Here is an 11,130-nt window from a genome sequence, read left to right on the forward strand (position 1 = left end):
CTCCCTCGGGGAGACGGGCCCTGCCGTGTGCTTACGTCGTGGAACCCGGGCGGCGGCGGGTCAGACCACCTGGTGCAGCCAACGGACCGGGGCGCCCTCACCCGCGTACCGGAACGGCTCAAGCTCGTCGTCCCAGGGCTTGCCCAGCAGTTTGGAGATCTCGGCCTCCAACTGCGTCTCGCCCTGCGCCGAGCGGGCCAGGGCGGCGCGCAGCCGGTCTTCGGGGATCAGGATGTCGCCGTGGATACCGGTGACGGCGTGGAAGATGCCCAGGTCGGGGGTGGCGCTGTAGCGCTCGCCCTCGGCGGCGAGGGTCGGCTCGGCGGTCACCTCGAAGCGCAGCAGCTGCCAGCCGCGCAGCGCGGACGCCAGCTTGGCAGCCGTGCCCGCCTCACCCTGCCAGGAGAACTCCGCTCTCCAGGTGCCCGGCGACGCCGGCTGCCGAACCCAGTCGAGTTGGACTCGCACACCCAGTACGCCCGCCACCGCCCATTCGACGTGCGGGCACAGCGCGCGTGGTGCGGAGTGAACGTACAGAACGCCGCGTGTCGTCACCGGGACCTCCAGTGTGGGACGAGGTTCGCCTTTCCCAGGGGCCTCAGTAAACATCATCAGGCGCTAAACTCCGCGAACTCGCTCATAACGGACAGCACGTGACGTGATGTAATTTACCGGAGCCGGTGGACCGGCCGCCCTTGGTTCGACGGGGCCAAAGCTACCGTGCGCTGGGGGGAAACGGGGTGTCGCGGGGGCACCGACGGGGAGGGCGAGGATGCACGGAATCCAGCGGAATGGGCGACTGAGGCTTCGCCCGTTTGCCGCTGTCGCCGCGTTGACGGCGGCGGTGCTCATCGGGCAGGCATCGGTCACAGGCTGTGACGACCGACCCGCCGTGCAGAGCGGCGCCCGACCGAAGACCCCCCGGCCGACTCCCTCGCCCACCCCCGCGTGGGACCGCAGCCCCGGCTCGATCGCGGCCGTCGGGGACTCGATCACGCGCGGTTTCGATGTCTGCGCCCTGCTGGCGGACTGCCCCGAGGTGTCCTGGGCAACCGGCAGCGACACAGGGGTACGGAGTCTGGCGCAGCGCCTGCTGGGTCCGGCGGCGGCCGAACGGAGCTGGAACCACGCCCGGAGCGGGGCGCGGATGGCGGACCTCCCGGCACAGATGACCGCGGCCGCGGCACACCGCCCCGAGTTGGTCACGGTGATGGCGGGCGCCAATGACGCATGCCGGGACTCACCCGAACTGATGACCCCGGTCAAGGAGTTCACGGCGTCGTTCGAAGCGGCGATGCGCGCATTGCGCCGTACCGCGCCCAAGGCGCAGGTCTATGTGTCGAGCGTCCCCGACCTGAAGCGCCTGTGGTCCACAGGCCGGGAGAACCCGCTCGGCCGGGAGGTCTGGAAGCTGGGCATCTGCGCCTCGATGCTCGCTGACGCCGAGGACCTGGGCCAGGCGGCAGGGCAGCGCAGGACGCGGGTGTACGAGCGGGTGGTGGCGTACAACGAGGCGCTCAGGGATGTGTGCGCGAAGGACCGCCGCTGCCGCTACGACGGCGGGGATGTCTTCGACTACCGCTTCACGGGTGAGCAGTTGAGTCCCTGGGACTGGTTCCACCCCGGCAGGGACGGCCAGCGGCGGCTCGCTGAGATCGCCTACCGGAATGTGACGGCGGCCGAGCCGCCCGCGTGAGGCCGCCGCGCGGCCGCGGCCCGTCGCGACGAGCGAGCCGGTCGCGCGTGCGTAACCCCGGGACGATTCGCCTGGACGCGGGTCAGATACCGCCCCGGGGCTGGTCCTTGCTGAGGCTGTACAGGCCGCCGTGCGGCGCGAACTGCGGCTCGGTCCGGGACTCCGGCTCGGGCTCGGGCTCGGACTGCGACCCGTCCGGGGTAACCGTCAGATCGCGGACCAGCAGCGTCGCGCCCGCCACCGCGCCCGGCATCAGGAACACCGCGACGAACGGGACCACGAAGGCAAGTGCGAGCGGGACGCCGAAGCCGAGGGTGAGCATGCGGCGACCGCGCAGCAGTACGAGGCGTTCCTTCAGTTCGACGCCACGGCGCTGGAGGGCGACGGCGGTGAGTTCCTCGGCGAGGAAGTACCCGGAGACGCAGAAGCCGAGTACGGGGACGACGGTCTGCCCGACGACCGGGACGAAACCGAGCGCGAAGAGCAGCACACCGTAGAACGCGGCCCGCAGCACCACCTTCAGACTGTCCCGGGCGGAGATCCACAGCTCGCGCCACAGGCTGAGCCCGGAATCGGGGACCTCGCCGCCCTCGGTGCGGTCGACCTCCTTGGAGAGCGACTCGTAGAAGGGCTGTCCGACCAGCAGGGTCACGGCCGTGAAGGTGATCACGGAGAGGAAGACACCGAAGACGAAGAGCAGTGCGGTGAGGAAGCCGCGGAACACGGTGAGCCATGGCGACGACCAGTCGTCCGCGAACGGCGTCGACCAGGCCACCAGGTCGTCCGCGCCGTACCAGAGTCCGATGAGCGCGGCGAGGTACAGGACCATGGTGATCAGTCCAGGCAGCAGTCCGAAACCGAACCACCGGCCGTGTCTGCCGACCCACCGCTGACCCTTGATCATGTAGCCGAAGCCTGCCCCGAAATCACGCATGCCGCTCACCCTATCGGGCGAGCGGAACCGGTCCGAAAGAGCTACGGCGGGGCCGTGCACAGCAGCGGGCCGCACCCCGGTGGAGGGGGGTGCGGCCCGGTGCTGCGGCGGGTCAGGCCGCCTGGGGCCGGGTCAGCGGGTCAGCGGGTCAGCGGGTCAGCGGGTCAGCGAGACGACCATCTTGCCGGTGTTCTCACCGCGCAGCATGCCGAGGAAGGCGTCGAAGCCGTTCTCGATGCCCTCGGCCACGGTCTCGTTGTACTTGAGCTCGCCGGACCGCAGCCAGCCGCCCACTTCCTGGACGAACCGGGGCTGGAGCGCCGCGTGGTCGGAGACCAGCATGCCCTGGAGGCGCAGCCGCTTGCCGATCACCATGACGAGGTTGCGCGGTGCCGGAGTGGGCTCGGTGGTGTTGTACTGGGCGATCATTCCGCAGAGGGCGGCGCGGCCATGGGGGTTGAACGAGGAGATCGCCGCCTCCAGGTGCTCACCACCGACGTTGTCGAAGTACACGTCGATCCCGTCGGGCGCGGCTGCGGCGAGCTGTTCGGCCACGGGGCCGTTCTTGTAGTTGAACGCGGCGTCGAAGCCGTACTCCTCCACCAGCAGCTTGACCTTCTCGTCGGAGCCGGCGGAACCGATGACCCGCGAGGCACCCTTCAGCTTCGCCATCTGCCCGACGAGACTGCCGACGGCACCGGCGGCGCCGGACACGAACACCGTGTCGCCCTCCTTGAAGGAGGCGACATCCAAGAGACCCGCGTAGGCGGTCATCCCGGGCATGCCGAGCACACCCAGGTAGGCGGAGAGCGGGGCCACGGAGGGGTCGATCTTGGTGGCGTGCTGAGCAGGGACTTCGGCGTACTCGCGCCAGCCGAGGCCGTGCAGGACATGGTCGCCGACGGTGAAGCCCTCGGCGGCGGACGCGATGACCTCGCCCACGGCGCCGCCCTCCATGGGCCGGTCGAGCTGGTACGGCGGGGCGTAGGACTTCACGTCGTTCATCCGGCCGCGCATGTACGGGTCGACCGAGAAGTGCAGATTGCGCACGAGGATCCGGCCCTCGCCCGGCTCCGCAACCGGGACCTCGCGCAGGGCGACGTCCTCGGGCTTGGGCCAGCCGTGCGGACGGGCGACAAGGTGCCATTCACGGCTGGACGCGGGAAGTGCGGACATGACTGCGTGCCTCCTACTGGATGTTGCGGGGTGTGCCGGTGCAGATGTTTCAGTACATGAATTTCAGCACCTGAAACAACCATGCGCCTAGATATTTCAAGTTGTCAAGTATCGGGTATGCTGGCCGCATGGCCATCACACCAACGGACCCGCTGACCCTGGAGGTCGTCGATCTCATCGGCGCGGTCGTGGCCCGTTACCACGACGAGTACGAGGAGGCCGCGGGCCGGCACCACCTCACCGGCGCGCAGGCCCGGGTACTGGGCCTGCTCTCCGTCGAGGCCACGCCGATGCGCCGGATCGCCCGCCAGTTGAAGTGCGAGCCGTCGAACGTGACGGGGATCATCGACCGGCTGGAAGCCCGGGGGCTCGTCGAGCGGCGACCCGATCCGGCCGACCGGAGGGTGAAGATCGCGGCGGCCACGGACCAGGGCCGGGAGACCGCGCGGGAGCTGCGGGAGTCCCTGCACTTCGCGCGGGAGCCACTGGCGGAGTTGTCCGCGGAGGAGCGTACGGTGCTGCGGGACCTGCTCAGGCGGATGCTGGGCGAGCCGCGGTAGCCGCGACAGCGCTCAGACGCACCGGGAGCTCAGGTGCACCAGAAGAGGAACCAGGTGCATGTCTCGCTGGGCGAGGGGGAGGATGTCGGAGCGGTCGTGGGGGCGACCGCCGGAGGCGGTGTCGCCGAACCCGGACCGCCCGGACCGCCCGGTTCCGACGGCTTACCGCCAGGTTCCCGCGACGCCGAAGCAGAAACGTCACTGCTCGGATTGGGCGCGGCCGAACCGGACCGTCTTGCCTCCGACGCGGACTCCACCGCTACGGGACGGCCCTTGGCCGCCCCGGCTCCGGTGCCGTCGGCACGTGAGGGCGCCGCCGATTCCGTCTCGGGCTTCTCGGGCTTCTCGCTGACCTCGACCGGTTGCTCCGCCGACTCATCACTGGCCGCCGGTTCGGGGACCTCGTCAACCTGGAGCGGCTCTTCCTCCTCCCTGACCTCAACGGACGCGCCGTCACCGCTCCAGCCAGCCTCCTTCGCCAATTCGGTCAGGCTCAGCACGCCCGCCGCAAGCGCCAGACCGACCGTGCCGAGCACGACCTTGCGGCCACGGCTGCGGCGCGGGCGGCGCCTGCGCGTACCGGCCGGTCCGCGCGACTTTCCGCTTTCGGCGGGTGCGCGGCGATGTCCTGACGGCGCCCGGGGCTCGTCGTAGGCACCGCCGAGCTCGACCACCACCTCGTCCAGCGGGGCGGGCGCCGGCCCGGGTGCGGGAGCCGGCCTGGGCGCCGGGGCCGCGGCGGGCACTGGGGCCGGAGGCATGGCGGCGGGGGCGGCGGGGGCGGCGGGGGCGGCGGGGGCGGCGGGGGCGGCGGGCCGGTAGTACCGCAGCTCGTGCGCGGGTGTACCGCATCCGGCGCACGCCAGAGCCCCATTGAGGTGCCGACGGCACTGGTAGCAGTAGTCCATGGGGCTCGCAGCGTACGCAGCGGACAGGCGACGGAGATAGGCGCGTCTGTGAGGATCCTGTGTGGAACCGACGGTTCCGCGGCGCGGCGACCGCCGCAGCACCGGGCACGATGAAGCCATGAACAGCTCCGCGTTCGGGCCCTCTGACTTCCAGCTCGTCCTGCTCCGCCGGATGGCCGACCACCAGCCGGAGCTGGTCGAGGACGCCCGGCACCGGCTCGGTGCGTCGATCGCGGACATGCGCGAGGCGAACCGCCGCTGGCAGGCGATACTCCGCTCCCCCAGGGCCCGCGGGGCGCTGTCCCGCTACCGCTCCGTGCTCGGCGAGCCCGAGTCCACCGCCCGCCGCCGCATCGGCGACCTGGAGTGCGACGCCCTGCTGTGGCCCGTACCGCTGTGGCCGGACCTCCGGTTCGAGGTGCTGGCGGCACCGGGCGGGGCGGTATGGAACGAATGGCTGGTCCGCGCGCCGGGTGCGCGGGGCCCCGAACTGCGCACCGAGGAGGATCTACGCCCCTGGTCCTGCACGGTGGACGAGGTGGCCACGGCCTTCGCGCTCGTACGGCCCATGGAGGGCACGGCGCCGACCCGCTGGGGGCTGGCGTTCACCCTGCCGGGAGGGAAGCCGTGCACGGCCGAGTTCACCTGGGGGCTACTGCAGCGCCTCATGTGACTTCTGCGGCACGCACGGGGCCCATGGCAACCGGTCCGGTGCTGACATCCCGTCACCTGACTCTCCCCGAGCGGCTCAGCACAACGCGCGCCCGGCGCCCCGCGGTCGCACGATGCGAAGAGGAACCGATCCCTGGAGGACCGCCGTGACCGTCAGCCTCGACCAGCTGCGCCGCTGCCACGTGGCCGTCGACATCGGCGCCGCACGGACCCGTGTCTTCGTCAAGGGTGCCGGGCTCGTCGTGGACGAGCCGAGTGTCGTCGCCGTGAACATGCGCAATGGCGCGCTCATCGCCGTCGGCGAGTTCGCGCAGCAGATGACCGGCCGCACCCCCGACTACATCCGGGTGATGCGTCCTGTGTCCGGCGGCACCGTGGTGGACATCGAGATGGCCCAGCGCATGCTGCGCCATCTGCTCGGTGAGAAGCTCCGCCGCCAGTTGCGCCGCAAGCCCCGGCTGCGGGCCGCGGCCTGCACCCCGCACCAGGCCGACCCGCTCGCCCAGCGCGCCACCGTCGAGACCCTGGTCGGGCTGGGCGCGCGGCGGGTCGAGCTGGTCGACACCCTGATCGCGGCGGCCGTCGGCTGCGGCCTCCCGGTGGAGCAGCCCACCGCCACCATGATCATGGCCTGCGGTGCCGCCACCACCCAGATCGCCGTGCTCTCGCTCGGCTCCATCGTCACGGCGGTACGTATCCCGGTCGGCGGGGACGCGGTGGACCATGCGGTGATCCAGCATCTGCGCCACCAACACGCGCTGATGCTGCCCAGCCAGTCCGTACGCCCGCTCCAGCTCGCGCTCAGCGAGAACGGGCTCACCGTGCGCGGCCCCGAGTCCACCGAGATCCACGGGCGTGACGTGGCCACCGGCCTGGCGCGTTCGGTCAAGGTGGACACCGCGGCGGTAAGGGACGCCATCCACTCCCCCCTCACCGCCGTGCTCGACGGCATCGGGAAGATCCTGCGCGACTGCCCACCGGATCTGGTCGCCGACCTGGCCGATCGGGGGATCATGATGGTCGGCGGCAGCGCACTGCTCCCCGGACTGGACCAGATGCTGCGCGACGAGACCGGGATGCCGGTGCATATCGCCGAGCAGCCCGATGTGTGCGCTGTGCTGGGGCTGGGGGCGATGCTGGAGGGCAACGTCAAGTCGATGGTGCTCAACCCGCTGACCGCGTAGGTCCCGTGCGTGGCGCCGTGCGGGCGCACCGGCTACTGGGCGGGGCGGCGACTACCGGGCGGCGCGCAGGGCGATGCGGGTGCTCGACTGGGCCACGCCCGCCTCCCGCTTGAGCCGGCGCAGCAGGGTGTCCAGCGCCGCCGGGTCGGCGGCGCGGGCGCGCACCAGGTAGTCGTGGGCGCCGGTGACATGCACGACTTCCGTGATGCCCGGAAGCCGCAGCACCGCCGCCTCGAACTCCTCGTTCGTGGTGTCCAGGCGCAGGGTCACGTCGATGAACACGACAAGGCCTTCGCGGCTGCCTGCCGCCGCCGGGTCCACCAGGGTGGTGAACCCCCGGATGACCCCCTCGCGGCGCATCCTGCGCACCCGGTCGGCGGCGGCGTTGGCGCTCAGTCCGACCCGTACCCCGAGATCGCGGTAGGAGATCCGCGCATCCTCCTGAAGCACACCGAGAATTTCACTGTCCAGGCGATCCATGCCGCGATTGTCGCAGCCCTGACCGTAATACGGCCGCGTGAGCCACGGTCCGCCCCCGATGGTGTGCGCCATGAGCGAGATGTGGACGACCGCGGTCGCCGGGGCTGCCGCCGGTCTCGGTGTGGCGATGCCGGTCGGAGCGATGGGCGTGCTGCTGGTGCAGGAGAGCCTGCGGGACCGCCGTAACGCCGTCGCGGCAGCGGCGGCGGTCGCGGTGGTCGACTTCGCGTACGCGGCGGTCGCCACGGCCATCGGGCCGCTGGTGGCCTCGGCGCTGACCGGGGTCGAGGCGTGGGTGCGGCTGGTGTCGGCGGCGGTGCTGATGGGCATCGCGGTACGGGGGCTGTGGGCGTCGCGGCACACCGCCGACGACGGCTCCCCCGCCGCGGCGGGGCCGGGCGCCGGGAGCGGGCCGGTGCGGACCTTCGTCCGGTTCGCCGCGCTGACCCTGGTCAACCCCACCACCGCGCTCTACTTCGCGGCGCTCACCACGGCGCAGGGTGCCGAACTGAGCAGCGGCGGCGCCGGTGCGGTGTTCGTGGCCGGGGTGTTCGTCGCCTCACTCGCCTGGCAGCAGTCGCTGGTCGCGGTCAGCGGGCTCGCTGGGGCGCGGATCGGGGCCCGCGCCCGGGCCTGGACCTTCCGGGTGGGGTTCGGCCTGGTGGCGGTGTACGCGGTGCTGCTGGCCCTGCCGCTGCCACCGTCGCTGTCGCTGTCGCTGTCCTGAGCCGTAGTCGACCTCGCTTCCACCCCGAATTCGCTGCGCGCCGGTAGGCAGGGCGTGGGGACAATGGAGGGAGCGCCCCGGACTGAGGAGGACGACTCGTGAGTGCTGTGCTGCCGGAGGTTCCGGTGTCTCCGCCGGTGCCGGTGCTTCCGGCTCTGCTGTCGGAGCCGGAACGTCCCGCCCTGCGGTTCGCCGACCGTGCGCTGACCTACGGCGAACTCGGCACGGCGGCCGGGACGTTGGCGGGCCGAATCTCGGGTGCCGGCCGGGTCGCGGTGTGGGCCACGCCGACGCTGGAGACCGCGGTCGGGGTGGTGGCCGCGCTGCTCGCGGGAGTTCCCGCCGTACCGCTCAATCCCAAGACCGGCGAACGGGAGCTGACCCATATCGTCGGCGACAGCGCGCCCGCACTGGTGCTCGCCGCGCCGGGTGACGAACTGCCTTCCGCGCTCGCCGGGTTGAAGCGCCAGGACATCGCGGTGGATACGGCGGCGAAGCCGGATACCCCGGCCCGGCTTCCGGCCGAACCGGACGACCCCGAATCGCCCGCGCTGATCGTCTACACCTCGGGCACCACGGGCGCCCCGAAGGGCGCGGTGCTGCCCCGGCGGGCGATCACGACGACGCTGGACGCACTGGCCGAAGCCTGGGAGTGGACCGCCGACGACGTACTCGTCCACGCACTCCCGCTGTTCCATGTGCATGGGCTGATCCTGGGCGTCCTGGGTCCGCTGCGCCGGGGCGGCGAGGTGCGGCACCTCGGCAGGTTCTCGGCGGAGGGCGTGGCGCGGGAGCTCGGCGCGGGCGGGACGATGCTGTTCGGGGTGCCGACCATGTACCACCGGCTGGCCGAAACCCTGGACTCCGACCCCGAGTTGGCCAAGGCACTGGCCGGTGCGCGGCTGCTGGTCTCGGGCTCGGCGGCGCTGCCCGTGTACGACCACGAGCGGATCGCGGCGGGCACGGGGCGGCAGGTCATCGAGCGGTACGGGATGACCGAGACGCTGATGAACACGAGCGTCCCGGTCGGCGGCGGGGCACGGCCCGGGTCGGTCGGCCTGCCGCTGCGGGGGGTCGGGCTGCGCCTGGTGGAGGAGGACGGCTCCGAGATCACGTCGTACGACGGCGAGACGGTCGGCGAGATCCAGGTGCGCGGGCCGAACCTGTTCAGCGGCTATCTCAACCGGCCGGACGCGACGGCGGCGGCGTTCGACGGGGACTGGTTCCGTACCGGTGACATGGCCGTGCGGGACGCGGACGGCTATGTGCGGATCGTGGGCCGCAAGGCGACCGACCTGATCAAGAGCGGTGGTTACAAGATCGGCGCCGGAGAGATCGAGAACGCTCTGCTGGACCATCCGGATGTCCGGGAGGTCGCGGTGACCGGTGAACCGGACCCGGATCTGGGGGAACGGGTGGTGGCGTGGGTGGTGGCGGCGGATCCGGAGCGTCCGCCGTCGGCCGAGGCGCTCGCGGACCATGTCGCCGCTCAACTGGCCCCGCACAAGCGGCCCCGTACGGTCCGCTATCTGGAGAGTCTGCCCCGCAACGACATGGGCAAGATCATGAAGCGGGCGCTGAGGCATGACTGACGGGCTGACCGCGCGGACGGCGATCGCGCTGGTCGCCGAGGGGTTCGAGGAGCTCGAAGGGTTCGAGCAGCAGGTGGCGTCCGATGAGGTGCCGCGGACCGGCTCGCCCGCCGGTACGGGTACCTCGCACCCGGACGACGGGCCGATCGGCTGGGACGGCTACGGCGCGTCGCGAGCCCGGGCGGCGGCCCGCAGCGGCGAGCGGGAGTCGGTCGTCTGGGGCGTGGCGCGGATCGGCGAGTGCCAGGCGGTGGTCGTGTCCTTCGAGTTCCGCTTCATGGGCGGCTCGCTGGGCCAGCGGACCGGGGACCGGCTGGAGTCGGCGTACGCCCATGCCCGCGCCGAGCGCCTGCCGCTCGTCTCACTGATCGCCACCGGTGGCAGCCGGATGCAGGAGGGCATGATCGCCCTCACCCAGCTCCAGCGGGTGGCGCGTGCCGCCGCCCTGACCCGGGCGGCCGGGCTGCCCCAGATCGCGGTGCTCCGGGATCCCACGACGGGCGGGGGCTGGGCCACCCTCGGCGCTGGCGCGGATGTGATCCTGGCGCTGCCGGGCGCCCAGATCGGCTTCGCCGGGTCACGGGTCAGGCCGCAGGACGCCGACCCGTCCGCGTACACGGCGACGGGCCAGCTCGCCGCCGGCCAGATCGACGCGATCGTCCGGCAGGAGGAGCTGCGCGAGACGCTGGCTTCGTGGCTGGTGCTGCTGACGGGCGGAGCCCGGCAGGACCAAGCGCCGGACCAGGTGACGGTCGAGGCGCCCACGCCGCCGTTCGCCCTCGGCGGCCAGGAGCCGGCACCCACCGGCTGGGGCGCCGTCCGGCTGGCGCGCTCCGCCCGGCGTCCCCGCGCCCAGGCGTATCTCGACGCGTACTTCGGCCCGCGGCTCGACATCCAGGGCGACCGATGCGGCGGCACGGACCCCGGGATGCTGTGCGGCTTCGGCCTGCGGGAGGGCCGGACGGTGGCCTACGCGGCGCAGGCGGGGACCGCGACCCGGCCCGCCGGCTACCGGACCGCCGCGCGACTGGTACGGCTCGCGGACCGGCTCGGGATCCCCGTGCTGACGCTGGTGGACACACCCGGGGCCGCCAACGACGCGGAGGCCGAGCGCGAGGGTGCGGGGGCGGGGGGGGGCCCGCGCGGGGCGGCGGGCGGCGGGGGGCGCGGGGCCGGGGGCGGGACACACGCGCGCGCCCCC

At 72.3% G+C, this 11,130-nt stretch carries 12 protein-coding genes; 7 read left to right on the forward strand and 5 right to left on the reverse strand.

The features are described from left to right. Nucleotides 1-60: 60 nt before the first annotated feature. The gene (locus tag ACFWI9_RS27675) at nt 61-555 is read right to left on the reverse strand and encodes a DUF3145 domain-containing protein (RefSeq protein WP_387166045.1); all 495 of its coding nucleotides are present in this window, start codon (nt 553-555) and stop codon (nt 61-63) included. A 217-nt stretch (nt 556-772) separates the two neighbouring features. On the opposite strand from ACFWI9_RS27675, the gene ACFWI9_RS27680 reads away from it, so the two are divergent. Continuing rightward, complete coding sequence (locus ACFWI9_RS27680) at nt 773-1,696, forward strand: SGNH/GDSL hydrolase family protein (protein ID WP_387166047.1); 924 nt, start codon at nt 773-775, stop codon at nt 1,694-1,696. An 82-nt stretch (nt 1,697-1,778) separates the two neighbouring features. Here the strand turns inward: ACFWI9_RS27680 and ACFWI9_RS27685 are convergent, their stop codons facing one another. After that, nucleotides 1,779-2,630: an EI24 domain-containing protein gene (locus tag ACFWI9_RS27685; RefSeq protein ID WP_387166049.1), complete on the reverse strand. Its 852-nt coding sequence runs from the start codon at nt 2,628-2,630 to the stop codon at nt 1,779-1,781. Nucleotides 2,631-2,786: 156 nt separating this feature from the next. Then, a complete protein-coding gene (locus tag ACFWI9_RS27690; RefSeq protein WP_387166051.1) occupies nt 2,787-3,806 on the reverse strand; it encodes an NADP-dependent oxidoreductase in 1,020 nt (339 codons plus the stop codon). A gap of 128 nt (nt 3,807-3,934) precedes the next feature. On the opposite strand from ACFWI9_RS27690, the gene ACFWI9_RS27695 reads away from it, so the two are divergent. After that, the gene (locus tag ACFWI9_RS27695; RefSeq protein ID WP_387166053.1) at nt 3,935-4,366 is read left to right on the forward strand and encodes a MarR family winged helix-turn-helix transcriptional regulator; all 432 of its coding nucleotides are present in this window, start codon (nt 3,935-3,937) and stop codon (nt 4,364-4,366) included. A 29-nt stretch (nt 4,367-4,395) separates the two neighbouring features. Here ACFWI9_RS27695 and ACFWI9_RS27700 read toward each other — a convergent pair whose 3' ends face one another. Then, nucleotides 4,396-5,274, reverse strand: coding sequence for a hypothetical protein (locus tag ACFWI9_RS27700; protein ID WP_387166055.1), 879 nt, complete (start codon nt 5,272-5,274; stop codon nt 4,396-4,398). A 118-nt stretch (nt 5,275-5,392) separates the two neighbouring features. On the opposite strand from ACFWI9_RS27700, the gene ACFWI9_RS27705 reads away from it, so the two are divergent. Beyond that, nucleotides 5,393-5,947 carry a hypothetical protein gene (locus tag ACFWI9_RS27705; RefSeq protein WP_387166057.1) on the forward strand — a complete coding sequence of 185 codons (555 nt, stop codon included), beginning with the start codon at nt 5,393-5,395 and terminating at the stop codon, nt 5,945-5,947. 145 nt (nt 5,948-6,092) lie between these two features. Then, nucleotides 6,093-7,130: a rod shape-determining protein gene (locus ACFWI9_RS27710; protein WP_387166059.1), complete on the forward strand. Its 1,038-nt coding sequence runs from the start codon at nt 6,093-6,095 to the stop codon at nt 7,128-7,130. 51 nt (nt 7,131-7,181) lie between these two features. Here ACFWI9_RS27710 and ACFWI9_RS27715 read toward each other — a convergent pair whose 3' ends face one another. After that, the gene (locus ACFWI9_RS27715; protein WP_387166061.1) at nt 7,182-7,610 is read right to left on the reverse strand and encodes an Lrp/AsnC family transcriptional regulator; all 429 of its coding nucleotides are present in this window, start codon (nt 7,608-7,610) and stop codon (nt 7,182-7,184) included. A gap of 70 nt (nt 7,611-7,680) precedes the next feature. Here ACFWI9_RS27715 and ACFWI9_RS27720 point away from each other — a divergent pair, with 70 nt between their 5' ends. From ACFWI9_RS27720 to ACFWI9_RS27730, 3 genes are all read left to right on the forward strand, one after another. Beyond that, nucleotides 7,681-8,337 (forward strand): LysE family transporter, encoded by a 657-nt coding sequence (locus ACFWI9_RS27720; RefSeq protein WP_387166063.1) that lies wholly within the window; start codon nt 7,681-7,683, stop codon nt 8,335-8,337. 125 nt (nt 8,338-8,462) lie between these two features. Continuing rightward, nucleotides 8,463-9,929: an acyl-CoA synthetase gene (locus tag ACFWI9_RS27725; protein ID WP_387166077.1), complete on the forward strand. Its 1,467-nt coding sequence runs from the start codon at nt 8,463-8,465 to the stop codon at nt 9,927-9,929. Continuing rightward, nucleotides 9,922-11,130 (forward strand): carboxyl transferase domain-containing protein (locus ACFWI9_RS27730; protein ID WP_387166065.1); only part of this gene is annotated, 1,209 nt, incomplete at its 3' end. The genes ACFWI9_RS27725 and ACFWI9_RS27730, both read left to right, overlap by 8 nt.

Source organism: Streptomyces sp. NPDC127084 (assembly GCF_042724175.1).
Classification (GTDB): Bacteria; Actinomycetota; Actinomycetes; order Streptomycetales; family Streptomycetaceae; genus Streptomyces.